General features: G+C 49.9%; 21 protein-coding genes. 15 read left to right on the top strand and 6 right to left on the bottom strand.

What is annotated here, in order from left to right; genetic code table 11:
* The first annotated feature begins 367 nt into the window (after positions 1–367).
* From lpdA to hslO, 4 genes are all read left to right on the top strand, one after another.
* Positions 368–1,804 (top strand): dihydrolipoyl dehydrogenase, encoded by a 1,437-nt coding sequence (gene lpdA / locus AACQ84_RS05730; protein ID WP_012306749.1) that lies wholly within the window; start codon positions 368–370, stop codon positions 1,802–1,804.
* Between the two features lie 134 nt (positions 1,805–1,938).
* Positions 1,939–2,136 carry a hypothetical protein gene (locus tag AACQ84_RS05725; protein ID WP_012306748.1) on the top strand — a complete coding sequence of 66 codons (198 nt, stop codon included), beginning with the start codon at positions 1,939–1,941 and terminating at the stop codon, positions 2,134–2,136.
* A 120-nt stretch (positions 2,137–2,256) separates the two neighbouring features.
* Positions 2,257–3,573 carry a PrsW family glutamic-type intramembrane protease gene (locus tag AACQ84_RS05720; protein ID WP_012306747.1) on the top strand — a complete coding sequence of 439 codons (1,317 nt, stop codon included), beginning with the start codon at positions 2,257–2,259 and terminating at the stop codon, positions 3,571–3,573.
* A gap of 101 nt (positions 3,574–3,674) precedes the next feature.
* Positions 3,675–4,571, top strand: a complete 897-nt coding sequence (gene hslO, locus AACQ84_RS05715; protein ID WP_012306746.1) for an Hsp33 family molecular chaperone HslO — start codon at positions 3,675–3,677, stop codon at positions 4,569–4,571.
* A gap of 47 nt (positions 4,572–4,618) precedes the next feature.
* On the opposite strand, the gene AACQ84_RS05710 is transcribed toward hslO, so the two are convergent.
* On the bottom strand, positions 4,619–5,476 hold the full coding sequence (locus tag AACQ84_RS05710) for a Tab2/Atab2 family RNA-binding protein (RefSeq protein WP_012306745.1): 858 nt from the start codon (positions 5,474–5,476) through the stop codon (positions 4,619–4,621).
* A gap of 200 nt (positions 5,477–5,676) precedes the next feature.
* On the opposite strand from AACQ84_RS05710, the gene AACQ84_RS05705 reads away from it, so the two are divergent.
* From AACQ84_RS05705 to AACQ84_RS05695, 3 genes are all read left to right on the top strand, one after another.
* Positions 5,677–6,114 (top strand): BLUF domain-containing protein, encoded by a 438-nt coding sequence (locus AACQ84_RS05705; protein ID WP_012306744.1) that lies wholly within the window; start codon positions 5,677–5,679, stop codon positions 6,112–6,114.
* Between the two features lie 82 nt (positions 6,115–6,196).
* Positions 6,197–6,841 carry a class I SAM-dependent methyltransferase gene (locus AACQ84_RS05700; protein ID WP_012306743.1) on the top strand — a complete coding sequence of 215 codons (645 nt, stop codon included), beginning with the start codon at positions 6,197–6,199 and terminating at the stop codon, positions 6,839–6,841.
* Between the two features lie 31 nt (positions 6,842–6,872).
* On the top strand, positions 6,873–7,436 hold the full coding sequence (locus tag AACQ84_RS05695; RefSeq protein ID WP_012306742.1) for a YqeG family HAD IIIA-type phosphatase: 564 nt from the start codon (positions 6,873–6,875) through the stop codon (positions 7,434–7,436).
* Between the two features lie 414 nt (positions 7,437–7,850).
* Here the strand turns inward: AACQ84_RS05695 and smc are convergent, their stop codons facing one another.
* Positions 7,851–11,480, bottom strand: coding sequence for a chromosome segregation protein SMC (smc, locus tag AACQ84_RS05690; protein WP_012306741.1), 3,630 nt, complete (start codon positions 11,478–11,480; stop codon positions 7,851–7,853).
* Positions 11,481–11,677: 197 nt separating this feature from the next.
* On the opposite strand from smc, the gene AACQ84_RS05685 reads away from it, so the two are divergent.
* Together AACQ84_RS05685 and AACQ84_RS05680 are read left to right on the top strand one after the other, a co-directional pair.
* Positions 11,678–12,403: a WecB/TagA/CpsF family glycosyltransferase gene (locus tag AACQ84_RS05685; RefSeq protein WP_012306740.1), complete on the top strand. Its 726-nt coding sequence runs from the start codon at positions 11,678–11,680 to the stop codon at positions 12,401–12,403.
* A gap of 86 nt (positions 12,404–12,489) precedes the next feature.
* Positions 12,490–13,050: a Uma2 family endonuclease gene (locus AACQ84_RS05680; protein ID WP_012306739.1), complete on the top strand. Its 561-nt coding sequence runs from the start codon at positions 12,490–12,492 to the stop codon at positions 13,048–13,050.
* Between the two features lie 155 nt (positions 13,051–13,205).
* Here AACQ84_RS05680 and AACQ84_RS05675 read toward each other — a convergent pair whose 3' ends face one another.
* Both AACQ84_RS05675 and AACQ84_RS05670 read right to left on the bottom strand, forming a co-directional pair.
* A complete protein-coding gene (locus AACQ84_RS05675) occupies positions 13,206–13,604 on the bottom strand; it encodes a DUF2513 domain-containing protein (RefSeq protein WP_012306738.1) in 399 nt (132 codons plus the stop codon).
* Between the two features lie 121 nt (positions 13,605–13,725).
* The gene (locus AACQ84_RS05670) at positions 13,726–14,577 is read right to left on the bottom strand and encodes a hypothetical protein (protein ID WP_012306737.1); all 852 of its coding nucleotides are present in this window, start codon (positions 14,575–14,577) and stop codon (positions 13,726–13,728) included.
* 242 nt (positions 14,578–14,819) lie between these two features.
* Between AACQ84_RS05670 and AACQ84_RS05665 the strand changes: the two genes are divergently transcribed.
* Both AACQ84_RS05665 and mnmG read left to right on the top strand, forming a co-directional pair.
* Positions 14,820–16,325, top strand: a complete 1,506-nt coding sequence (locus tag AACQ84_RS05665) for a UbiD family decarboxylase (RefSeq protein WP_012306736.1) — start codon at positions 14,820–14,822, stop codon at positions 16,323–16,325.
* Positions 16,326–16,463: 138 nt separating this feature from the next.
* Positions 16,464–18,383: a tRNA uridine-5-carboxymethylaminomethyl(34) synthesis enzyme MnmG gene (gene mnmG / locus AACQ84_RS05660; protein ID WP_012306735.1), complete on the top strand. Its 1,920-nt coding sequence runs from the start codon at positions 16,464–16,466 to the stop codon at positions 18,381–18,383.
* On the opposite strand, the gene AACQ84_RS05655 is transcribed toward mnmG, so the two are convergent.
* Positions 18,380–18,739, bottom strand: coding sequence for a (2Fe-2S) ferredoxin domain-containing protein (locus AACQ84_RS05655; protein WP_049761580.1), 360 nt, complete (start codon positions 18,737–18,739; stop codon positions 18,380–18,382). The two genes, mnmG and AACQ84_RS05655, sit on opposite strands and share 4 nt — an antisense overlap.
* An 89-nt stretch (positions 18,740–18,828) precedes the next feature.
* Here AACQ84_RS05655 and AACQ84_RS05650 point away from each other — a divergent pair, with 89 nt between their 5' ends.
* The 4 genes from AACQ84_RS05650 (at position 18,829) to bcp (ending at position 23,678) form a co-directional block, all read left to right on the top strand.
* Positions 18,829–21,426 carry an ATP-binding protein gene (locus AACQ84_RS05650; protein ID WP_083764435.1) on the top strand — a complete coding sequence of 866 codons (2,598 nt, stop codon included), beginning with the start codon at positions 18,829–18,831 and terminating at the stop codon, positions 21,424–21,426.
* 183 nt (positions 21,427–21,609) lie between these two features.
* Entirely contained in the window at positions 21,610–22,128 is a 519-nt protein-coding gene (locus tag AACQ84_RS05645; protein ID WP_049761576.1) for a response regulator, read from the top strand.
* 59 nt (positions 22,129–22,187) lie between these two features.
* A complete protein-coding gene (gene speB, locus AACQ84_RS05640) occupies positions 22,188–23,081 on the top strand; it encodes an agmatinase (RefSeq protein WP_012306732.1) in 894 nt (297 codons plus the stop codon).
* Positions 23,082–23,213: 132 nt separating this feature from the next.
* On the top strand, positions 23,214–23,678 hold the full coding sequence (bcp, locus tag AACQ84_RS05635; RefSeq protein WP_012306731.1) for a thioredoxin-dependent thiol peroxidase: 465 nt from the start codon (positions 23,214–23,216) through the stop codon (positions 23,676–23,678).
* Between the two features lie 11 nt (positions 23,679–23,689).
* Here bcp and AACQ84_RS05630 read toward each other — a convergent pair whose 3' ends face one another.
* On the bottom strand, positions 23,690–24,478 hold the full coding sequence (locus AACQ84_RS05630; protein WP_012306730.1) for a TrmH family RNA methyltransferase: 789 nt from the start codon (positions 24,476–24,478) through the stop codon (positions 23,690–23,692).
* Between the last annotated feature and the right edge of the window lie 45 nt (positions 24,479–24,523).

The raw sequence follows: 24,523 nt of genomic DNA, 5'->3' as shown, positions 1-24,523 counted from the left end.
GAGTCGTTAATGATACGATCATAGTGGCAATGGGGTAAATCCCGTTATCGAGCCAAAACTGGTGGCGACCTTGCGTATCGACACAAACGTACTCTCAAGACAAAATGCTTGATTGGTGAACAGTGCGACCTACGTGAAACGTATTAAGCAATTGAATACCTCCAAGCAAATCGGTGGGACGCATCGATTAAGCCTGTGGAGCCGAACCCGTAGGGATGGCAACGAAGCAGGAACTTCTCAGTAGCCGGGGTGCGCAAGAGTTCACCCATGAGGCGAGAAGCCCGTGCTGTAATCTTGATTCAGCATCGGGAAAACGTCACGATAAGCTAACAAAAGGAAATTGGCTGAGTAAGAGCATTAAAACTTCATGAGTGAAACACAGTTTGATTATGATTTGGTGATTATCGGCGCGGGGGTCGGTGGCCACGGTGCCGCGCTCCATGCCGTGAAATGTGGCCTGAAAACGGCCATTGTTGAAGCCGCAGACATGGGCGGTACTTGCGTCAATCGTGGTTGTATTCCGTCTAAAGCCCTCCTGGCTGCCTCCGGAAAAGTCCGGGAAATGCGCGACCAGAAGCACCTCAGCGAGATGGGTATTAATGTTGGTGCGGTTGATTTTAGTCGTGAGGCGATCGCCGCCCATGCCACCGATTTGGTAAACAAAATCCAAAGCGATCTCACCAATAGCCTCAAGCGTTTGAATGTCGATATTATTCGCGGTTGGGGAAAAATTGACGGCGTCCAGAAAGTCTGTGTCATTGGCGAAGACGGTGTGAAAAACATCACCGCCAAAGAAATTATGATTTGCACTGGCTCGAAACCCTTTGTCCCCCCCGGCATCCAAGTCGATGGCAAAACCGTTTTCACTAGCGACGATGCAGTGCGTTTAGAAACCCTGCCCCAGTGGGTCGCAATTATTGGAAGCGGTTACATCGGCCTCGAATTTTCCGACGTTTACACCGCCCTCGGTTGCGAAATTACGATGATCGAAGCCCTTGATGATCTGATGCCTGGCTTTGACCCAGAGATTGCGAAACTAGCCAAGCGCGCCTTAATTGATAGCCGTGACATCGAAACCTATACTGGCGTCTTTGCCACGAAAGTTATGCCTGGCTCTCCGGTCAAGATCGAACTCACCGACGCAAAAACTAAAGAAGTCGTCGAAAATCTCGAAGTAGATGCTTGTCTGGTCGCCACCGGGCGCGTCCCCGCCACAAAAAACCTCGGCTTAGATGCCGTTGGCGTGGAAACAGACCGCCGGGGCTTCATTGAGGTAAATGACAAAATGCAGGTGATCAAAGACGGTCAACCTGTACCCCATCTCTGGGCTGTGGGCGATGCCACCGGAAAAATGATGTTGGCCCATGCTGCCTCTGGTCAGGGGGTTGTGGCTGTAGAAAATATGATCGGCAATGCCATGACCGTTGACTATGCCGCGATTCCGGCAGCAGCGTTTACTCACCCAGAAATTAGCTATGTGGGGATGAGCGAACCCCAAGCGAAGGAAGCCGCCGCTGCAGGTGGTTTTGAAATTGCCACGGCAAAAACGTACTTTAAAGGCAATTCCAAAGCCCTCGCTGAAAAAGAAACCGACGGCATCGCCAAGATTATCTACCGTAAGGACACCGGGGAATTGTTGGGCGTCCATATTATGGGGATCCACGCTTCGGATCTGATCCAAGAGGCCGCCAATGCGATCGCCGAGAAAAAACCCGTCCAAGAATTGGCGTTTAACGTCCACGCCCACCCGACCCTCTCGGAAGTTCTCGACGAAGCCTACAAGCGAGCGAAAGTCACCGCGTAAATTACGTTAGAATTTGGCATCAAAACAGGGGTTGTTCGCTGAATAGATTCAAGGAAAACCTCTGTTTTGCCCTTATCTCACTCTTTTTTATAATCCCCTAAACCAAATCTTTGAGGCATAAAACCATGGTTTCGATGACCCCCAAAAGTGGTGTTTTATTATTACTATGCTGCGTCTTTGCGATCGCCGCTGTGGGTTGCGTGTTTGAACTCAGTTCCGGCGAACCCGATCTTGGTGCGACCAATACCACCATTATCCTGGCCCTCAGTATTCCCCTGACCATTGCCTCTTTTTTGTGGGCCGTCCAAGATACTCGCGCCAATCAAGACTAGGCGTTCAACAGCCCGTATCAATTTACAAAAATATCTTTAAGATCCGGCAATCTATCGTTATAACTAAAGTTGAGGCGGGGCGCTCCTCCGTCTTTTGCGTTTTAGAAAAAAATTATTACGATGCAAGCTTCTGGTATTTTGCGCCAAATTTCCACTGGCGGTGTTCAAGCCCCACTGCTGCCCGATTTTTCCCTTGATCATCGTCAAGAAATTCTCATTGGCCGCGAACCCAGTTGCCAGATTGCCCTCAACCCCAATCTTTACACCGTTGTCTCCCGTCGCCACGTTCTGATTCGTCCCCAGGGTCAAGGTTGGGAAGCCGTTGATCTCGGCAGTGCGAATGGCACCTTTATCAATGGTCAACGGTTACAAGGTTCACGAATCCTGCAAGCAGGCGATCGCCTCACCCTCGGAGACAATGGCCCCAGCTTTAGTTTCGAGCTCCAGAGCCAAGGCCACAATCCCCAGGCTCCCCTCGATCCCGGTTCCCATATCCCTGTCCCCGGCCCCATTGTCAGTCCCAACTCCAACCTCACCCTGACCCAACTTTTTCCCATCGCCGCCACCGGGAAAGACCTCTCCAGCAAAGCCTATCTCGTGCCGGGGATCCTCACCGTTATTTTTGTCGTCCTCATGTTCGCCACCATTGGCGCACCTGGACTCTTTAATTTTTTACTGGGAACCTATATTGCTGGGGCCGCTTTCTACTACATTTATCAACTCTGTGGTAAGCGTAAAGCTTGGATCGTTATACTTGGTTCCGGCTTCCTTACAGCCCTCATGTTAGTTACCCCGGTTGTTGACTTATTCATTTTTGTATTTCGAGTCATTCTGCCGGGCAATATCAGTGACGCTGATGGCGTGGGTCGGCTCTTCGTCGGCATGTTTTTTGGTGCTGGCCTGATGGAAGAAATTTTGAAGGCGATCCCTATTTTCGTCGCCATGGGCATCGGCAACCTGTTTGGCCCGAAACGTCGCGAAAAAATTGGTGTCACCGAACCCCTCGATGGTATTTTGCTTGGAGCAGCCTCCGCCGTCGGTTTTACCCTGATTGAAACCCTCGGTCAGTACGTCCCCAACATCATTAACGAAGTTTCCCTTCAAGTCGATCCCGGCACAGGGGAATTACTCGGTTTACAACTGCTCATTCCCAGAATCCTCGGTTCCGTAGCTGGGCACATGGCCTACAGCGGTTATTTCGGTTATTTCATCGGTCTCAGTGTCCTCAAACCATCAAAGTCTGTACAGATCTTAATTATTGGTTGCCTTACCTCCTCGTTACTCCATGCCCTTTGGAATACTGTCGGCTCCTTCAGTAGTATCCTGTTGGCGGTGGTGGGGGTTTTTTCCTATGCCTTTCTTGCTGCGGCAATCCTCAAGGCCCGCGCCCTTTCTCCGACCCGCGCAGAAAATTTTGCCACCCGCATTGCAAAATAATCTGGCCTAAATCTAAAACGAGAATCTCCGACCCCCACCACGATTTTGTGACGGAGAAGTTGCCATAATAGAATTTACAAAAATTCACTTTTCCTAGACCTATGGCAGATCAACTCATTCGCGGTACCGCAGCAGACAATGGCATTCGGGTAGTGGGCGTTATTTCCACAAATCTCACTGAGGAAGCCCGACAACGCCATAAATTATCCTATGTGGCGACGGCTGCCCTAGGTCGCACCATGGCTTCGGCCCTGTTGATTTCTTCAAGTATGAAAAAACAGGAAGCCCGCCTCAATCTGCGCATCAAAGGCGATGGCCCCCTGGGGGGATTATTGGTGGATGCTGGCCCAGATGGCACCGTGCGGGGCTATGTACAAAATCCAGGCGTGGAGTTACCCCCCAATGCAAAGGGAAAGTTAGACGTGGGCGGCGCTGTAGGCAAAGGATTTCTTTATGCGGTAAAAGATTTTGGCCGGGGCTACCCTTACTCCAGTACGGTAGAGTTGGTTTCTGGGGAGATTGGCGATGATGTTACCCATTATTTAGCAACCTCGGAACAAACCCCTTCGGCGTTGTTAGTGGGGGTCTTTGTTGGCGCAGAAGGAGTCACTGCCGCTGGGGGAATTTTGCTGCAGATCTTACCGAAAGCGGCCCGTGACGAGAGCTTAGTCGCCAAACTAGAAAGTCGCCTAGGGCAATTATCGGGCTTTACGCCGCTATTGCAGCAGGGCAAGTCTCTCCATGATATTTTCCAGGATCTCCTCGGCGATGAAGACCTCAACATTTTCCCAGAGACACAAATGGTGCGCTTTGACTGCGGCTGTACCTTTGAGCGGATGATGGGTGCCCTGAAGATGTTGGGCCAGGATGAGTTGCTGGATATGATCGAAAAAGATGGCGGGGCAGAGGCCACCTGCAATTTCTGCAACGAGGTGTACCATGCGGATGTGGATCACCTGAGTCGCTTGGTTGAGGAATTAAAGGCTGATGCCCATTAGAGAACGCTTTCTAGGGAAAGTTTTTTTCTAAGGAAGAATTTTAAGGATTATTCCTGGAGCATCCAAAACCCGGCAAATTGTTCTTCGTCGGGGCTTTTTTGGATAGCAAGGAAATGAATTCCTGCTGCGGCTTTTTTGGCAGCTTCAAATGATTCTGCTTCCTTGAGGGTTTGGGCGTTGGGTAGGTCGGCGACGATCCAACTGTCGCTCACCCCTGTTTCGAGGACGAGGCTACTGCGGGGATTTTTTTGGAGATGGAGAAATCCGAGTTCGAGGCCAGACATCCAACCAGCGAGGGGGACAGCCCTAGGAGAAAAAATCAAAAGGCCGGGGATCTTTGTCGTGGGGTCGAGGTGGGTCAGGGGAAAGGGTTCGCCAAAGGCAATGTCCCATTCGTCAAAATCACTGAAGGCGCTAGCTTCGAGGGAAACGATCGCCCATTTGTCTCCTTTATCCCCCCGGACGGCATCGGGGAGGGCGATCGCATTAAGGGCGGGATATTGGACGGAGCTAGATTTGGCGGATTTCTCGTCGTAGTTGGCTTCCTGGGGATAGACTTCCTGTTCCCGCTGGGTGATCCAGGTCATGAGGGTATAGGTGCGACGGGAGGGGGCGGCGGGAATACCTGCATCTTCGCAACCTTTGGTGATCATGTTATTCATCTGGCGGCGAAAGAAGCGGATCTTGGTGGGGCTTTGGCCGGAGGTGGCGATCGCCTTTTCGATGGCCGTCTTGAGGGTGATCGAATTCACATCGGTGTTGCTGCAAAATTCACTGTAACGGAAAAGGGTCGTCGGATCCTGCTGGATGCGGGTGGGGGTTTCGCAGATGAGGATTTCCCACAGTTTTTTGTCGTTGTCATCCAAAAGCGGGCGCGAATAAAAATCAAGTTCCCAAATAGTCACGGTAAATCTCAACTACACAACTAAACCATTACTGATTTTGCCCCATCGACCTTGCTTTATTCAATTCCAGGGGTTGCAATTTCCCCAAGAGCCGTCCTTGAGCTGGGGAGTAACCAGGCGATCACCTTCTTGATCACCGCCGGAGATGAATTTTTTTTGGTAGTCTTATACACGTTATTTCGGGGTGGAAACACAAAACCATGGCGCTTTATCGACTTATTTACGTTAGCCAGGCGATCGCCGAGCTAGAATACCGCGATCTCATCGAAATTTTGCAAAAATCGGAGTTTAACAATCGTCGAGCTGGAATTACGGGGATGTTAGCCTTTGGCGATTTGATGTTTTTACAAATTTTGGAAGGGAGTCGGCGGGCCATTAGTGAAACTTACAATCGCATTTTGCTAGATTCGCGCCACACCAACGCCGAATTAATCGAGTTTTCAGAAATTGACCAGCGCGACTTTGGGATCTGGTCGATGAAGGTTTTGCAACTGAATAATCAGGACGAAGTGCGGCAGATTATCCTGAAATATTCCCATTCAGAGACCTTTTCGCCCGTTTCGATGACCGGCCCCCAGAGCCTTAATTTTTTGCGAGAAATCACAGCCCTCTATCACCAGGGAGGCATCCAGCAATAGCGCGGCAGCGTCGGGGATTCTTTGTTAGCTTATGTTCTGGACTCTATGCATTTTTTGACGATATTTTTCCGAGGCGATCGCCATGGCTACCTTTCTCCGGACTCTCAGCTACCGTTATCAATGGCTTTACGACACCATTTCCCGCCTCGCGGCCCTAACCGTCGGTGGTGAGACCCGTTTTCGGAACCTTGCTCTCCAGGGCTTAACCGGAGACAAAAGCCTGAAAATCCTCGATTTATGTTGCGGTGCTGGCCAAACCACCCAATTTCTCACCCAATATAGCGACGACGTCACCGGGCTTGATATTTCCCCCCTCGCCATTGAACGGGCGAAAAAAAATGTCCCCCAAGCGAATTATGTCGTTGCCCCTGCCGAAAAAATGCCCCTGCCGGATCAGCAGTTTGACCTGGTTCATACCAGTGCCGCCCTCCATGAAATGACCCCGACGCAACTGAGCCAAATTTTCCAGGAAGTGTACCGTGTCCTTAAGCCCGGCGGCATTTTTACCTTTATCGATTTGCACCAGCCGACCAATCCTTTTTTCGTCCCCAGTCTCTATACGTTCATGTTTCTCTTTGAGACCGAGACCGCCTGGCAGCTGATCAAAACTAATTTAGCCGAAAAACTCACCACCACAGGCTTTGAAATCCATAAACAGGAACAGTATGCAGGCGGAAGTTTGCAGATGATCCAGAGCCGAAAACCGGGAAGTGAGCCGCTAAAATAAAAGCTTGGAAATCAACAGCAACTGAGGTGTTATGGCGCTATTTAATTCCAATTTACTGGAGCCAAACTTAATTTTAGGGAAAACCATTTTGCATCTCAGTCCAGAGATTATCCGTCATCACCGTTTAAAGGGTTTGATCCTCGATGTGGATGACACGTTGGTCTCGATGCGCCAGAGCTATGCCTCAGATGATGTGCTGGAGTGGGTGACCCAAGTCAGACGGGTGGCGGATATTTGGCTCGTGAGCAATAACCTCAGCCAAAAACGGATTGGGCGGATTGCCGAGTCCCTGGAGTTACCTTATTTGTTCGGGGCGAAAAAACCATCTCGGAAAAAGCTCCGTAAAGCGATGGATGCCATGGATCTGCGTCCCCAAGAAGTGGCGATGGTTGGCGATCGCCTGTTTACAGATGTCCTCGCTGGTAATCGCTTGGGTTTATTTACGATTTTGGTGGAGCCGATGATTGATCCCCTCGTGGCGACACGCCAAAACCCAGTGCGGAATATCGAAGTCTGGATTTCAAAATTCCTTGGGGCCTCCTTTGATGACATGAAACAAACCTTTACAAAAGGCCACAAAAGTAAACCTCGATAAATATAAAAAAAATGTTACGAATCTGTTGAGATTGGCAATCATCAGGCATAATCTTTTACAGAAAATATAACAAGGGATCACCTGATATATATAGATCCCAACATAATAAACTACTAAAATTCTTTTCAACTTGTTTCGTTCGGGTCGATTCCTCAGGGGATCGATTTTTTGTCTGTTTTGGGTAAAATAACAGCGTTTCTTCTGGTTTTCAGCGAAAATCGTTACAGACCGAAACCAAAGAAAACATTTATCAATATTCCGAAAAGCGCAACTAGCTAAAGATAGACTTATTTCACTAACTAAGTTTAAATACCTATTCCGCAATCCAGATTTCTTAATTTTTACCTTCTAGCGATGGGTGATTGTCTATTAAATGGGCACTAAAAATAGCCCTGACAAAGTTCCCAAAAAGCATCACAATTGAATCCCTAAAACCTGGGTATAGGCACCCCGGGCCTGGGTGACACCAATGGTGCGCTGGGAAGCCTCGATCATCGGCCGCCGTAGACTGACCACCAAAAATTGCGCCTGGGCCGCCTGCTGCTTAATCATCTTGGAAAGACGCTCCACATTCGCCCCGTCCAAAAACATATCCACCTCATCGAAGGCATAGAAGGGAGAGGGACGATAACGTTGAAGCGAAAAAATAAACGATAGGGCCGTGAGGGATTTTTCCCCCCCCGACATGGAACTGAGGCGCTGCACAGGTTTACCCTTGGGGTGAGCCACCAAATTTAGGCCCCCGGCGAAGGGATCCGCTGGGTCATCCAATTGGAGATAGCCATCACCGTCAGAGAGGGTAGCAAAGATTTTTTGGAAATTTTCGTTGACGGCATCAAAAGCTTTTTTAAATTCCTGGAAGCGGCGCGTGGTAAAGCGTTCAATGCGGGCCAGGACTTCGAGGCGTTCCTGTTCGAGGGTGGATAATTTTTCAGATAGCTCCCCCAGACGAATTTGGGTTTGTTCATATTCCTTGAGGGCGAGCATATTCACGGGTTCGAGATCTTCGATTTTCTTTTGGGTGCGACGATTGGCCCGCTGCGATTTCTCAATCTGTTCTGTGATCTCCTGGAGCGCTTGGTCGAGTTTTTCGGGTACTACTTCCACGAGCAGATGGGTGGGATCAAGATCCGGCGGCAGTTCGGCCTCTTGGGCTTGGAGGTGCTGTTGCAGTTTTTCGAGCTGTTGCGCCCGTTCCTGTTGCTGGGTTTGGAGTTTTTCCAGACGCCATTGGCTATCTTGGTGCTGTTTTTGGAGATTTTTGAGCTGAACTTCCGCCTGATCCCGTTGTTTTTTTACATCGCCCATCTGGGCAGAGAGTTCCGCCAGCAGGGTTTCAGTGGTTTGAATTTCCGTATCAATTTGATCGAGTTGCGTTTGGATAACAGCGATTTGGCCTTGGAGATCTTCTAGTTGGGTTTGGGTTTCCTGGAGTCGTTGTTCGTCGTTGGTTAATTTTTCACTGAGACGAATTAGCTGGGCGTCGCGGTCTTGGATCGTCTGTTGGGTGCTGTTGAGGGTCTGGGCAGCCGCTTGGAGGGTGACTTCCTGGGCTTTGATTTCCTGTTGGATTTCTTGCCACTCCCGGTGGGTTTGCTGGGCTTCGAGCCGGGCTAGATGTTGTTGTTGAGCCGCTAATTGTTGTTCGAGTTGCGGAATTGTCTGGGTGAGATCTTCGAGGTGGGTTTCGGCGATCGCCAATTCGTTTTGAGATTGCTGTTGCTGTTGCTGGCTTTGTTCAAGTTGGGGGCGCAATTTTTCGAGAGATTTCGTGAGTTGCACCTGGTGTAGTTGGGCTTCCCGTTCCCGTTGGCGCGCTTGGGTCAGTTGCTGGCTGAGATCCTGGAGGCGATCGCCTTTGTCGAGGAGGGCATTTTCGGTGTAGCGCAACAGGTGCTCAATTTCTTCGAGTCGTTCCCGCAGGGCAAGGATTTCCGCCGAATCCCCCGTGGCCATGCTGCCGAAATGGAGGGTTGATTTTTGGGAGAGACTCCCCCCGGTCATTGCCCCCGTGGTCTCTAGGAGTTCGCCATCGAGGGTGACAATGCGGGTTTGCCCCATAAAATTCCGGGCGAGATCGAGGCTTTCAAAGACGGCGGTACTGCCAAAAACGTAGCGAAAAATATCCAAATAACGGCGATCACATTGAATCAGGTTGACGGCAAAATCAACAAAGCCCTGGGCGTAACGGGGGATGGTGTTGGTGTGCAATTTCGGGGCGCGGATTTTATTCAGGGGTAAGAAAGTAGCCCGGCCCGCCCGCTGATTTTTTAGGAGTTTGATCCCCGTCGCCGCCGTTTCGTCATCTTCGACAACAAGGTAGCCGAGGCGACCCCCGGCGGCGATTTCCAAGGCCTGTTGGTAGGCTTTTTCCACTTGGCCCAGTTGGGCGACCAACCCATGAACACCGGGTAAATTGGCGTTCAAAATCACCTTTGTGGCGTAGGTGCCCTGGGCTTCCTGTTGGGCCTGGGAGCGGGCTTCGAGTTGATCCAGTTGCCGTTGTTTGTCCCGCTGTTCCCGCTGGAGGCGATCGCCAGTTTCCTGGTCGAGCTTGCGGCTTTCTTCCAGTTGGGCGAATTGTGTCGCAAGGGTTTGAATGGTTTCTTGTTGACAGGTGATCTCCGTTTGGGCTGTGGCTAATTCTGTTTCCTGTTGGCTGATATCGGTGCTGAGTTGGGTAATTTGCTCAGTTTGGCTGGTGATATTGTGCTGGAGCTGGCTAAGGCGTTCTTGCAGGAGGGCTTGTTCGGTGCGTTGGGGATTGAGTTGATCCTGGATGCCTTGAATTTCCTTGGCGATCGCCGCCTGTTCCTGTACCCAAGCTTCCGAAGAACTGGCTAACTCATCGGCCCGTTGGCGACTGTCTTGGAGGATTTTTGCGGCGGCGGCTTGGGCGGCCTGGTGTTGGGGGAGGGTTTCTTCTTGGAGGGTGAGTTTTTCTTCTTCGAGGCGCAGCAGTTGTTGCTGGTTGACTTGTACCGTTTCTAGCAGTTGGCGGTGGAGCTGGAGCGATCGCCGTTGGTCTTCCTCTAATTCCGTTTGCCGTTGGCCCCATTGGTGCCGTTTTGCCTTTTGGGTGGCGAGTTTGGACGCAACCGAAAGTTGTTCATCTTCCCCCAGGGCTTTTACCTTGGCGTTCAAACTTTCTAGGGTTTGGCCAGTCTGAAAAATTTCCCCATCCAAAGCGTTCAAATTTTGAGTTAACTGGGTGCGTTCCTGGGCGCTGCTGGCGAGATCCCGTTGCAGTTTTTCCTCTTGAAGTTGGAGCGATCGCCATGTTAAAAGAACTTCTTCCTGCTGCTGGCGGGCCAGGTCAATTTTGAGCCGTTGGTATTGTTCAGCCTTGAGGCGATCGTCGGCCAGCTTTTCTAAATTGCGTTCTAGCTCCTGGCGAATAATATGGCATTTTTCTTCCCGTTCTTTGACTGCATTGAGGGTTTCTCTGGTCTGGGTAATTTTGCGGTCAAATTCTGCCACGCCCGCCAGTTCATCGATGATTTCCCGCCGCTCCCGCCCGTTCATCGTAATAATCCGCGTCACGTCCCCCTGGAGCACGACGTTATAGCCTTCGGGATAAATGCGTAGGCGATTCAGTTGTTCGTGGAGTTCCGTAGCAGTGCAGGGCTGGTCATTAATGTAATAGGTCGAGGCATAACTGCCGCTTTTGGTAACCCGGAGTTTGCGCGTCACCGTCCAATCGTGGCTCTGGAATTGCGCTAAAAATTCCTTTAATTCCGAGGCTTCTGTGGCTTCCGTTTGATATTGCTGGGCGAGATCACTGAGATCAAAGGTGACCGACACCACCGTTTCGGCAGCACCTTTCCCTTGGCTATGTTTATGATTGATTAAATCGGGTAATCGTTCCGCCCGCATTCCCTTAGAACTGGCAAGGCCCAAGCAAAACAAAATGCCGTCGAGGATATTCGATTTTCCCGAACCATTTGGCCCAGAAACCACCGTAAAACCAGGACGTAGGGGCACGGCGACGGTACCACCGAAGGATTTGAAGTGGGAAAGCTCGATTTGCTTGATGTGTACCATCAGCGCCGGACGGGGGACAAAACAGAGGTTGAGTTAGAATTTTAGCGTCTAACTGCCCAGGCAAAGTGTTTTATCGGTGGCGATCGCCAAATCTTCCTGAGAACTTTAGACAAGCGCGATCAATAGCCTGCTAGAGTGGATGCTATATCTTGACGCCTAATTTTTTGTCTATTTCACTAAGGTGTTGACGTTCGTCTATGTTGACTGCTGAATCTTTTCTGCCGAGTGTCCCTGTATTTCAGGTGTTGGTACATCTACACCCCAACTATTGCCAATGGCTGACTGAGCGGATCCAGCACCATCAGGGAACGCACGTGGTCACCCTCAACGCCGAAATTGCGATGATGACGGAAAAAAACAAGGCGATCGCCAAGGTGATTAAGCAGGCAGATTTGATTATTCCCGACGGCGCAGGGATCGTCCTCTACCTCAAGCTCAAGGGTAAAAAACAACACCGAGTACCCGGCATCGAACTCGCAGAACAACTGTTAGCCCAGGCTGCGGCCCATGATTGGCGCGTCGTCTTTTTTGGTGGCTCCCCTGGGATTGCCGACCAAGCAAAGGAAAATTGGCTCAAACGTTATCCTGATTTAGATATCACGACCCAGCACGGCTATCTCAACTCAGAAATGGCGGCGGACTGGGAGCATCAGTTGCAGCAGTTGCAACCCCAACTCATTTTTACTTGCCTCGGTGTCCCGAAACAGGAATTTTGGATCGAAGAACATCGCCACCTTTGTCCCCACAGCACTTGGATCGGTCTAGGGGGAAGCTTTGATGTGTGGGCTGGCGTCAAACAGCGCGCCCCGAAACTGTGGCAAAAACTTCATTTGGAGTGGCTTTATCGTCTTTATCAGGAACCTTGGCGTTGGCGACGGATGTTGGCGTTACCACAATTTGTTTGGCGTGCTTTGTGGTCTTAGTCAATTCAAATGCTTGAAGTCAAAAGCAACATTTGCAGAATTGAGTAGGATTAAAGAAACATCATCAACGAATCAAGGTGCTTGGTATGGTAGACACCCTCGCCCAAAGACTAACCCTCCAAGCTTTTTTACAGCAACCAGAAACAACACCTGCCAGCGAATATATTGATGGAGAAGTCATTCAGAAGCCGATGCCAAAAGGAAGGCATAGCCGTTTACAAGGAAAACTTTGTGCTGTGATTAATCAGGTCGCAGAAGACCAAAAAATTGCCTATGCTTTCCCTGAATTAAGATGCAGCTTTGGTACACGCTCCATCGTGCCTGATATTGCAGTTTTTCGGTGGGATCGAATTCCCTTTACCGCAACTGGCAGCGTTCCCGATAATTTTGATCTAGCGCCAGATTGGACGATCGAAATTCTTTCCCCAGACCAAAGAGCGAATAAGGTTCTTGGTAATATTCTCTATTGCCTGGAACATGGCAGTCGTTTGGGATGGTTTATTGACCCAGATGATCTTAGTATTTTGTTTTTAGAACCCCAGCAACAACCCATCTTATTCCAAGGGGATCAAGAGGTTCCTGTCTTACCAGAGTTAGATATCAAGCTCAGTGTCGATCAGATTTTTTATTGGCTAAAAATGATCTAATTTAGAATCCTCTTTTTAGAGGCGATCGCCAACTGTTCAGAACTGGGTAATTGATCAAAATCATAGAGAATTTCTTGGGCTAAAGCAGTCATATCGCTTTATCTCAATATTTATCTAGAGTCTAGCATGAACAAACCAGTAATTAGGCGATCAACTTATAATCCAAATGATTGTTTCATGAGAGTGGAAAGAATTTGTATCAAAACTCCGATTGTGACTGCACCACCTTTTTCTTGTACTATTGCCATGACTTTTTTCCATCGGGTATCATCCCGTGCGGTATCTAGAAAGTCATGACCCGTCATTGTCAATCGGTCAATCACAACTCCAGAAGGAGCATCAAATCCTCGCCCAAGATCTCGTACTTCTGCGAAACCAGCATCACCAAGAAGCAATATATGTTCACATACTTCTTCAAAGTTATGTTCACCAATATTCAGTTTATAATGCCGCGATGAATATTGTGCTTTATCAGTAACCACAATTGGATATCCAGCATCACAAGATTCGGCTTGATTTAGTATCCAACGTAGTAAATCCCAGTTACGTTTCATGTTTTTTTACAAATTAATATTTGGTAAATTTATCTCAAATAAATCATCAAAAAGATGCGTTGTTTTTTATTAAAAAACCTTACAGTTCAGAGATCACTCTTGTTTCTTGATCAGCAGGTACTTAATTGTAATTGCTGAGATCTGCTATACACCATCCACCCGGCAGTTGTTTAGCTCTTTCAGCATCTTCTTCTTTGGTCATTCCCAAACTCCAATCAGCAATAATTGCTTGCCCTCCTTTATTACTGGATTCAATACGGAGCTTTACTCTTGCAATATCTCCACTTGTAAAATAATCAAGAATCTCAACTTTACGAGGAGCAAAAAGACTGGATTGAAGAATTGCATATTGACTGCACCAGTAGCGCGTTCCATCATCACCCTCTTTTGTGATTGCATTTATCCAAGTATTCAACAACTGTTTAGCCATATCGACAGGCATTTCTTGCTGTTGAGGTTTAGGTTGTGATGGCACTGCTTTTGGTTGAGATTGAGAGGCTGTTGAATCTGGAGAACTAGGAGAAGAAGCTGACACTAGTTGATTGTTTCCTTCAGCAACTTTTTGTACTTTGTTTTTTGTAAGATCAGCATTTTTTTTGTACTCAATGAGCTTTTGCTGTGCCAAAGTATAATCCTTATGATCTTTTGGTACTTTCTCAAGTAATTGCACTGCTTTTAACCAGAGATCTACAACAGTTTTCCAATCGGCTTCATCTTGAGCAATCGAAGCAAATTTTGCAGCATCCATACCTGCATTTAGAGCTTCTTGGAATGGATCAGGCTGAGGAGCAGATTCTTGTGCAGGTTCAGGGATGGGAGAAGAACTAACAGGAACTGTGGGTGAAGTATTCGTTCTGGGTACTGGCGTTGATGCCGATGTAGTTGTATTTTTCTGTTCATTACAACTCCCTAATACAACACAAATAAGCAGGACAACGATTGAAAAAGAAATCTTATTTTTACGATTTTTCATATTATCTCCGCATAAAAAAAGTCATAAAGTTCATGATTTCAATAAATCCATAAGAACACACCGATTATCTTATCTTACTTACAGCAAACAGTATATGTATATTAATTGACAAGCATCAAGACTAATTGAGTAAGAAGCTTGATCATATTTTTATGAATACCATTGAAAAACAACAAGGTATTCTCTCCTGCAAGTATCAAAACCGTTAAGCTATATGACGTACTCATTTTCAGACGGCAGACATGGCACGGGATTTACGCGCATTTATCAAATTGGTAGAAGAACGGGGGCAACTGCGCCGCATTAAAGCTCTGGTGGATTCGGATCTAGAAATTGCCGAGATTGCAAACCGGATGCTCCAGGTGGGTGGCCCGGCGTTGTTATTTGAGAATGTGCGGGGGACTTCCGTTCCGGTGGTTGTCAATCTGTTGGGGACAGTGGAGCGCATCTGTTGGGCGATGAAAATGGAAAAGCCCGAAGAATTGGAAGATCTAGGCCGCAAATTAGCGATGCTCCAACAGCCGAAACCCCCGAAAAAGATTTCCCAGGCCATTGATTTCGGCAAAGTGCTGTTTGATGTGCTGAAGGCGAAACCCGGTGGTAGCTTTTTTCCCCCTTGTCAGCAGGTGGTCGTTGAGCAGGAAGAATTAGATCTGGGTTTGATCCCGATGTTGCGCCCCTACCCGAAGGATGCGGGGAAAAATATTACTCTCGGCTTGGTGATTACGAAAGATTGTGAAACGGGGGTGCCCAATGTGGGGGTTTATCGCCTGCAATTGCAATCGAAAAATACGATGACGGTGCATTGGCTCTCGGTGCGGGGTGGGGCACGTCACCTGCGGAAGGCGGCAGAAAATGGCAAAAAATTAGAGGTGGCGATCGCCGTTGGTATTGACCCAATTTTGATCATGGCGGCGGCAACGCCGATCCCCGTGGATTTATCAGAGTGGCTGTTTGCGGGGCTATATGGCGGTTCTGGGGTGGCATTGACCAAATGTAAAACCGTCGATCTCGAAGTCCCTGCCGATGCGGAATTTATCCTCGAAGGCACGATTACTCCTGGGGAAATGCTACCCGATGGGCCATTTGGCGATCACATGGGCTATTACGGCGGCGTCGAGGATTCTCCCCTGGTGCGCTTCCACTGCCTAACCCACCGCAAGGATCCGATTTATCTGGCCACCTTTAGCGGTCGCCCTCCCAAAGAAGAAGCGATGATGGCGATCGCCTTGAACCGGATTTATACGCCGATCCTGCGGCAACAGGTTTCCGAGATTGTCGATTTTTTCCTGCCGATGGAGGCCCTCAGTTACAAGGCCGCGATTATTTCCATCGACAAAGCCTATCCTGGCCAAGCCCGTCGCGCTGCCCTTGCCTTTTGGAGTGCCCTGCCCCAATTTACCTATACGAAATTTGTGATTGTGGTGGATAAAGATGTAAATATCCGCGATCCCCGTCAAGTTGTCTGGGCGATCAGTTCTAAAGTTGATCCCGTGCGGGATGTGTTTATCCTGCCGGATACCCCCTTCGATACCCTCGATTTTGCCAGCGAAAAAATCGGTATGGGCGGCCGCATGGGCATTGATGCGACGACAAAAATCCCCCCCGAAACTGACCACGAGTGGGGTGAAGTCCTTGAGTCCGATCCTAAGATTGCCGAAAGGTGCGATCGCCGTTGGGCAGAATATGGCCTCGCTGATATTGATTTAACCGCCGTTGATCCCAACAAATTTGGCTACGAAATGTAGAAAACAATCCCGATCAAACCCAAAAATATCCTCAAAATTTCAGGGGCTAAACTCATACTTTGCCCAGCGAACAATCTGCCTTGCCTTGATAGAATATTGAATCCCTAGTCCTAACCCATCATTCCCCAAAACAAAACAATGCTGCGAACCCCCGTTGATTTTCAAGATGAGTTTGATGTCATTGTCATTGGTGCTGGCCATTCCGGTTGTGAAGCGGCTTTGGCCTCGGCCCGTTTAGGCTGCCGCACGCTGATGTTGACCCTCAACCTCGACAAAATCGCCTGGCAACCCTGTAATCCCGCCGTGGGCGGCCCCGCAAAATCCCAGCTAACCCACGAAGTGGATGCCTTGGGGGGGGAAATCGGTAAGATGGCAGACCGCACCTATCTCCAAAAGCGGGTGCTCAATGCGTCCCGGGGGCCAGCCGTCTGGGCCTTGCGCGCCCAAACCGATAAGCGCGAGTACGCTGCAGTGATGAAAAATATCGTTGAAAACCAAGATAATCTTGTGATTCGTGAGGGGATGGCGACGGATCTTGTGTTAGGCAACAACGATGAGATTTGTGGGATTCAAACCTATTTTGGGACTTGTTTTGGGGCCAAGGCCGTTGTCCTAACAACGGGGACTTTCCTTGGGGGAACGATCTGGATTGGGAACAAATCGATGCCTGCGGGCCGAGCCGGGGAATTTGCAGCAGTGGGCATGACAGAAACCTTAAACGAGTTGGGGTTTGAGACGGGGCGCTTAAAAACAGGCACCCCCGCCCGGGTGGATCGCCGTTCGGTTGATTACAGCAAAATGGAAATTCAACCGGCAGACGAAGAGGTACGGTGGTTTAGCTTTGATCCCGAAGCCTGGGTAGAGCGTGAACAAATGCCCTGTTACCTGACTCGAACAACCCCAAAGACCCATCAATTGATTAAAGACAATCTGCACCTGTCTCCCATCTATGGTGGCTTCATTGATTCCAAAGGCCCCCGTTATTGTCCGAGCATTGAAGACAAGATTGTCCGGTTTGCTGATAAGGATTCCCACCAAATTTTTATTGAACCGGAAGGGCGCACGATTCCAGAGCTTTATATCCAAGGTTTTTCGACGGGACTGCCCGAAAGTCTCCAGTTACAGATGCTCCAAAGTCTGCCGGGGATGGAAGATTGTGTGATGCTCCGCCCAGCCTATGCGGTGGAATATGACTACTTACCCGCAACCCAGTGTTACCCCACCCTGATGACCAAGCGCGTCGAAGGTTTATTTTCAGCGGGACAAATCAATGGCACCACGGGCTACGAAGAAGCAGCAGCCCAAGGGATCGTGGCAGGTATCAACGCGGCGAAATTTGCCCAGGGTCAGGACATGGTTGTTTTTCCCCGGGAACAAAGCTATCTAGGTACTTTGATTGATGATCTGTGTACAAAGGATTTGCGGGAACCCTACCGGATGCTGACTTCCCGTTCGGAATATCGCTTGATTCTCCGTTCCGATAATGCTGATCAGCGGTTAACGCCCCTGGGCCGGGAGATTGGTTTAATTGGCGATCGCCGTTGGGCCTTGTACCAAACGAAGCAGGAAAATATTGCTGCCGAAAAAGAACGACTCCACACGGAGCGGGTCAAAGAATTGGATCCCTTGGGCCAGAAAATTGCGGCGGATACGGGCCAAAAAATTAAAAGTTCTGTGACCTTAGCGGATTTATTGCGGCGACCCAAGTTCCACTATGCCGATCTCGCCAGTTATGGCTTGGGGAATGAGGCGCTCACCCAGGCAGAGCAAGCAGGGGCAGAAATTGATATTAAATATTCTGGCTATATCAAGCGGCAACAAAACCAAATTGACCAAATTAGCCGCCATGCGAATCGGAAGTTGCCGGAAGGTTTGGATTACTTGACGGTGGAAACCCTGTCGATGGAAGCCCGGGAAAAATTAAATAAGGTGCGCCCCCTCACCATTGGTCAGGCCACACGCATTGGCGGCGTCAACCCGGCAGATATTAATGCGTTGCTGGTTTATTTGGAGGTGCAACATCGTCAGAAAAACGCCCAGGAAGCCGTTACCTCCTAAATCAACGACCCTGGGGGATGGATTCTGGGGTTGAGTTTTGCTCGCACAGGATTAGCAATGTCTTGATGTCCTAGGGGATCGTCTCGGTGGAGCGCGGCGCAAATATAAGGCACGTCGACAAGAGTAACTTGGCAATACCATACTTCTGTGGGCACCAAGCGCGCGGTCACGCCCAAATGACATTGGCCCTGGCAAGGACTTGGGATCGCAAAAACCTGTGGTGGTAGGGACATTTGCTGAAAAGCTTGCAGAACAAAAGCACTCCCTCGCTCACGGCAGCTCCGGTGCTGGCAAACTAAAAGATAGCGATCGCCTGGTTCACCGGGTGGCATCAGGGGCAAACTTTCTGGGGACATGGCGAAACAGAACAGAGAATGGGGCAGCGGGCAATTTTAAAATTAGGCGCGACAATGGGGATGAGCACTTATCCATCTCAACCGGGCCAATGACGTATCTTCCGCTGGCACAAGCATCAACCCTGACAAAGTCATTACTCCATATTTTGATTGTAGGGGAAGATTTAGGGCGATCGCCCCTGGAGGATTGCCTAGAGCAAATTTCTCGGTGGGATCTGAGTTGGCGATCGCAACCCTTTGTGACCCCCCTAGAACCCGCCGACTTGATCATTCTCTTTTGTCCTGAGGCACTAACCGAAATATGGCTTGATCAAAGCTTGGCCCTGGCACTCCCGGTGGTGGTCGTTACCGCAGCCCCGCTCCCCAAGCAACCTGGCTTGATCGCAATTCCCCCCGGAGAGCTATCGCCGTTGACCCTCGAACTCGGTTTTCGGGCTGTGCTCCAGGAAAAATCCCCCGACTTGGTGCGTCAGCCAGCCCCCCGTCCCCTAGAAACCCATCTCCAGCTCACCACTATTCTGGTCAAATTTTCCCAGGCCCTTTTCCGTCCTGAAGCCACCCTAGATAAGGCCTTGGGAATCCTGGGACGCCACCTCCAGATGGAGCGGATCACTATTTTTCAATGGCATTGGGATGGGGCAGGTCAGATTAATTCGCCCCCCAACATTGTTGAACAATGGTCCTATGATGGTTCTCCTCCTTGCCAAAAAAAGGTCGCAGAATTTCCCCTCCACTGGTGGCAGCAACTCCTAGAGCTTGGTGATGTCGTGGCGATCGCCCACCAAAACCAAGACCCGAAATTAGTTCCCCTGTTGGAATTTCTGGAGGTCAAGGCATTTTTGGGGCTACCGATTTTTGACCACCAAGGCCACCACTGGGGGCATTTAATTTTCACCAGCGAAGCTCCCCGCGCTCATCCCTGGTCGGCCCTCGAAATTCAAACCCTGAAGATGGCGGCGGAACTGCTTCACCACAATTTGATCCGCACTGCTACCCAACGGGAACTAGAAGCCTCCGAAGCACTCTACGCCGGGATTGTGACCCATTCTGCGGAGGCCATTTTTTTGATCCGTGTCCACCGAGCGATCGCCATTACTGCTGCGGCTCCCGTTGACCTGACCGAATTGGTGACTGAGTTTACCTTTGAAATGGTCAACCCCACCTACTGCGAAAAAATGGGGGTTTATCCCCGGCAAATTATCGGAAAATCGCCCCAAACCGTCTTTCCCGAAAAGCTGGCGCAACAACTGTGTGATTCTTTCCAGGGTTGCCTCGAAATTGGTGAAACGCTGTTGTTTGAAGAAGTGCTCGAACTTCCCGACTGCACCCAAATTTGGCGAACTTGTCTGATCCCGATCCGCGATCGCCAGGGCACCATCCAACAGATCCAAGGCAGCGCCCGGGATGTCACCGAAGAACGTCAACTGGAACTGACCAAAATGCGCTACAGCCGCCATCAACATATGTTGGCTTCCTTGACGGTTAAAATTTTGCGCTCCTGGGACATGGACAAAATGTTAACCACGACGGTGCAGGAACTCCGCAAAACCCTCCAAGCCGACCGGGTGATTTTTTGGGAGATCTTAAATGAAACTGAAGGTAAAGTGACGGCGGAGGCGACTCACCCCAATGTCCGCTCGATGCTCCACCATCGGTTTCCCCTGGCGGCCTTTAACCGGGGCGATTTTGATCTATTTCGCCAGGGAGAACTCCAGACCTGCATCGACGTAGAAGCTGCGAAGTTTCCCCCGGCCCACGATGCTATGCTCCGGGAATATGGCGTTGTCGCCTACGCTGTTTTACCTGTCCTCGTGAGCGCCATGGATGATCCCGAAGGAGAACCGCGGCTAAAGGGTTTGATTTGTGTCCAGCAGTGCCATTTTCCTCAAATTTGGAATGCCGATGAATTGCATCTCCTGCGGCAGCTCATCAATCAAATTTGCATTGCCCTCAACCAAGCGGAGCTACTACAGCGCCAACGCCATTACACCAATGAACTGGCCCGTTCTAACCAAGAACTCGAACAGTTTGCCTATGTGGCGTCCCATGACCTCCAGGAACCGCTGCAACTGGTGGCTAATTATGCCCAACTGCTAGCCCGTCGCAATGGCGATCGCCTGGATGAGCGTTCTCAACGTTATCTCCAGCACATCACTGCGGGCACCCGCACGATGCAAACGCAAATTCAAGACTTGCTGCGTTATTCCCGCCTGAATACCCGTCAAAGTAAACCGGAACTGGTGTCTATGGAGGATTGTCTCCAACGGGCGATCGCCAACCTCAAGCTCAAACTCAAGCGGACTCACACCCAACTCCACTGTCCCAAAACCCTCCCAGAAGTCCTGGGTGATGGGAGTCAACTCCAAAGCCTCTGGCAAAATCTCCTCAGCAATGCAATTAAATACCGGGGCGATCGCCAACCCAAAATCACGATCAACGTCACCGAAACCGAACACCACTGGCAGTTTATGGTCGCAGACAACGGCATTGGGATCGATCCCAAACATCAACAGCGCATTTTTCAAATTTTTCAGCGGCTCCACACCCAGGAAGAATATCCCGGCACTGGAATTGGTCTCGCCATTTGTCACCGCATTGTCAAAATCCATGGGGGCGATATTTGGGTCACCTCCCAACCCCAGGCAGGGGCAACTTTTTACTTTACGCTGCCCATTTATCACCATTGAGTAATAAACCAATGGCAAGTTGAGGGGCGATCACCTTTAGCCGCAAAATAACAGAAAAATTTAAGGCATCCGCAGGGTCATGCCCCTAGGTAGGTTCGATACCATTGAAATCGATAGTATATTTTGAAAAATTTAGAGTCATCGTAGCCTAGACCCTTTCTTTGGCTTCTAACCCCAACGCCCTTGACCCAAACGCCCAACGCCCCCATTTATTCTGCTTGTTCCTTGACCGCCATCCAACGCTCCATTCTGATGGTGGATGATCAACCTGGCTATCTGGAGTTGATGGCAGAAGTCGTCGAAGAATACTTTCCAGAATTGCACCTCCAAACAGCCCCCAATGGTGAACAGGCCTGGCAGTTCCTCAATCAAGGACAAGCCCTCGCGCCGTCGGCAGCCGAGAACCAGAGCCATTGGATTTATCCCTCCCTAATCATTTCAGACTTAAATTTACCCAAAATATCCGGCGTGGATCTCCTCCATCGCATCAAACAAGATCCCTACCTCCAGGCGATCCCAGTGATTATTTTTAGCACCTCCCAGGCTGAACAAGATATCCTCCGTTGCTACCAGGCCCAGGCCAATTGCTTTATCACCAAACCTAGTAATGTGGATGATTTTTTTACCGTGGTGCAGCAAATCATTGCTTTTTGGTTGAATTTGGTGACTTTACCCCATTTTCCCCCGCAACAGATCCCTTGAGACCGTTTTGACGTATAGTTTTAGGTCTATTTTTCGGTTATCGCGGTTAGGGAATATCTATGTCTCAATTTGTCTTACAAGATTTCATTGGTTCTGAAGTGGAACGGAGCTACGCCGAATCTCCGGTGGTGATTTTGCCCATTCCCTACGAAGCGACAACCACCTATCGCAAAGGGTGTGAATGGGGGCCGGATGCACTGTTAGAAGCGTCCCATCAGCTGGAATGTTATGACGATGAGTTGCGCCGGGAAACTTGTTTTGATGTGGGGATTTTTACCCATGGGGCGATCGCCGATACGCGCCAGAATCCTGGACTGTCCGCCGAGGAAATGTTAGCGGTCACCAGCGAAACCACCCAAAATCTCTTGCAAGATGGCAAATTTGTGATTGCCCTGGGGGGAGAACACGCCATTACTACAGGGGTCGTGAAAGGTCATCTGGAGTTTTACCAAGAACCCTTTACGGTGGTACAAATTGATGCCCATGCGGATCTGCGCCAGAGCTACGAAGGTTCTGAACATAACCATGCTTGCATTATGCGACGGGTAATGGATTTGGGGTTGCCGAGTTTGCCTGTGGCGATCCGGAGCCTCTGTCGAGAAGAAGCGGATTTATTGGCGGCGAAGGAAATTCCGGTGATTTGGGCATGGGAGATGCAAAATGACCCCAACTGGATCGAAACGGCGATCGCCAATATTAAAACGGAAAAAGTTTTCCTTACCATTGACCTCGACGGCATTGACCCGACCCTCATCGCTGGCGTCGGCACCCCTGAACCCGGTGGCATGGATTGGTACAGCACCCTGCGCTTTTTGCGTCGCCTGTTTCGGGAAAAACAAGTGATCGGCTGCGACATCATGGAACTGGCCCCCTTAGATGACTCTGTGGTTTCTGAGTACACCGCCGCCAAGCTGGTGTATAAACTCATTGGCTACTGGTACGAAAATCGCTAGACTTTTCCCAAGGGTTGGGTCGTCTGGGAAAATCTTCGGGCAATGCAGGGCTTCGCTCAAAGCTCACTCTAGAGATCTGCTTTGGCCTAAGGAATAATACAGTTATAAATTTTCAAGTGAACGCCTAATTCCATGACGACCCTGACGATTGGCCAAGCAGCCCCTGATTTTGCCCTCACCAATGCCCAAGGTGAAGCCCGTACCCTAGCGGACTACAGCGGCAAATGGCTCGTTTTTTATTTTTACCCCAAGGACAATACCCCCGGTTGCACCACCGAAGCCCTAGACTTTACGGCCCTTGTCCCCGAATTTACCGCCTTGAATGCCGTGATCGTGGGCGTGAGTCCCGATTCGGAAAAATCCCATGGCCGCTTCATTGAAAAAAAAGAGTTAGCCATCGAACTGTTGAGCGATCCCGACCATCAAACCGCCGGGGTCTATGGGGTCTGGCAACTGAAAAAATTTATGGGCAAAGAATATATGGGGATTGTTCGCAGTACGTTTTTAATCGATCCCCAGGGTCAAGTGGCGGCAATTTGGTCAAAGGTGAAGGTTAAAGGCCATGCTCAAACGGTACTGGAGACGCTCCAAACCTAACTGTCGGGAAATTAGGAAAAAGTTTGGTGATCCCGCTGGCGACGGGCCTCGTAGAGCATCAAGGCACAGGCGATCGCCACATTGAGAGATTCGACCCCCGGCCCCATGGGAATCTGCACCGTTTCGTTGGCGAGACTGGCGATCGCTGGGGATAAACCAGCTCCTTCGTTACCCAATAGAATTAAACTTGGTTGTCGCCAATCCACATCCCAGTAGGTTTTGGTTGCCTGGGGCAGGGTGGCCACAATCTGTACCCCCTGAGCGCGGTACCGTTGCAATTGTTCAGCAAAGGTGGGGATAACTACGGGCGTCGTTTGGAACCAAGCCCCCACGGAGGCCCGCAGCACCTTCGGGTTACTGGGATTGACGCTGTCATGACTCAGCAACAGACCATCGACCGTCGTGGCCGTAGCTGTACGAATGATTGTCCCCAGGTTGCCTGGATCCTGGAGTCGTTCCACGGCTACCCCCAATTGGAGGGTTTGGGGCGGCGTCTGGGAAATGAGTGCCTGGTCGAGGGTTGCCACAATACCATCAGGATTCACCGTGGTTGCCACCTTTTGCAGCACTTCTTCTGAAACCAGAGTTTGGCGATCGCCGTTGAGTTGACTAGCCAGTGCCGGATATTTCGTCTGCCAAGCTGCCGTAAACAGTACCGTCTGGAAAGAAAATCCCTTGGCGATCGCCGCCTCGATTAGATTGGTTCCCTCCAGTAACAAACGACCTTGTTTTTGCCGTTCCCGCCCTTGGTGCAGCTTGCGAATCTCCTTAACCAGTGGATTTTGTAAACTTGTGAGCATCTTTGCCCCCATCGACCTTACCGTTGTCGTCAAAAGGCTTCAGGC

Source organism: Picosynechococcus sp. PCC 7002, from assembly GCF_963860125.1.
Lineage (GTDB): Bacteria > Cyanobacteriota > Cyanobacteriia > Cyanobacteriales > MRBY01 > MRBY01.
Note: the sequence above shows the minus strand (reverse complement) of the source record. Positions and strands in the feature narration are given on the sequence as shown.

Excerpts from the sequence above, each read along its gene's own strand:
- lpdA (WP_012306749.1), top strand. The coding sequence starts at position 368 with ATGAGTGAAACACAGTTTGATTATGATTTGGTGATTATCGGCGCGGGG.
- AACQ84_RS05725 (WP_012306748.1), top strand. The coding sequence starts at position 1,939 with ATGACCCCCAAAAGTGGTGTTTTATTATTACTATGCTGCGTCTTTGCG.
- AACQ84_RS05720 (WP_012306747.1), top strand. The coding sequence starts at position 2,257 with ATGCAAGCTTCTGGTATTTTGCGCCAAATTTCCACTGGCGGTGTTCAA.
- hslO (WP_012306746.1), top strand. The coding sequence starts at position 3,675 with ATGGCAGATCAACTCATTCGCGGTACCGCAGCAGACAATGGCATTCGG.
- AACQ84_RS05705 (WP_012306744.1), top strand. The coding sequence starts at position 5,677 with ATGGCGCTTTATCGACTTATTTACGTTAGCCAGGCGATCGCCGAGCTA.
- AACQ84_RS05700 (WP_012306743.1), top strand. The coding sequence starts at position 6,197 with ATGGCTACCTTTCTCCGGACTCTCAGCTACCGTTATCAATGGCTTTAC.
- AACQ84_RS05695 (WP_012306742.1), top strand. The coding sequence starts at position 6,873 with ATGGCGCTATTTAATTCCAATTTACTGGAGCCAAACTTAATTTTAGGG.
- smc (WP_012306741.1), bottom strand. The coding sequence starts at position 11,480 with ATGGTACACATCAAGCAAATCGAGCTTTCCCACTTCAAATCCTTCGGT.
- AACQ84_RS05685 (WP_012306740.1), top strand. The coding sequence starts at position 11,678 with ATGTTGACTGCTGAATCTTTTCTGCCGAGTGTCCCTGTATTTCAGGTG.
- AACQ84_RS05680 (WP_012306739.1), top strand. The coding sequence starts at position 12,490 with ATGGTAGACACCCTCGCCCAAAGACTAACCCTCCAAGCTTTTTTACAG.
- AACQ84_RS05675 (WP_012306738.1), bottom strand. The coding sequence starts at position 13,604 with ATGAAACGTAACTGGGATTTACTACGTTGGATACTAAATCAAGCCGAA.
- AACQ84_RS05670 (WP_012306737.1), bottom strand. The coding sequence starts at position 14,577 with ATGAAAAATCGTAAAAATAAGATTTCTTTTTCAATCGTTGTCCTGCTT.
- AACQ84_RS05665 (WP_012306736.1), top strand. The coding sequence starts at position 14,820 with ATGGCACGGGATTTACGCGCATTTATCAAATTGGTAGAAGAACGGGGG.
- mnmG (WP_012306735.1), top strand. The coding sequence starts at position 16,464 with ATGCTGCGAACCCCCGTTGATTTTCAAGATGAGTTTGATGTCATTGTC.
- AACQ84_RS05655 (WP_049761580.1), bottom strand. The coding sequence starts at position 18,739 with ATGTCCCCAGAAAGTTTGCCCCTGATGCCACCCGGTGAACCAGGCGAT.
- AACQ84_RS05650 (WP_083764435.1), top strand. The coding sequence starts at position 18,829 with ATGACGTATCTTCCGCTGGCACAAGCATCAACCCTGACAAAGTCATTA.
- speB (WP_012306732.1), top strand. The coding sequence starts at position 22,188 with ATGTCTCAATTTGTCTTACAAGATTTCATTGGTTCTGAAGTGGAACGG.
- bcp (WP_012306731.1), top strand. The coding sequence starts at position 23,214 with ATGACGACCCTGACGATTGGCCAAGCAGCCCCTGATTTTGCCCTCACC.
- AACQ84_RS05630 (WP_012306730.1), bottom strand. The coding sequence starts at position 24,478 with ATGCTCACAAGTTTACAAAATCCACTGGTTAAGGAGATTCGCAAGCTG.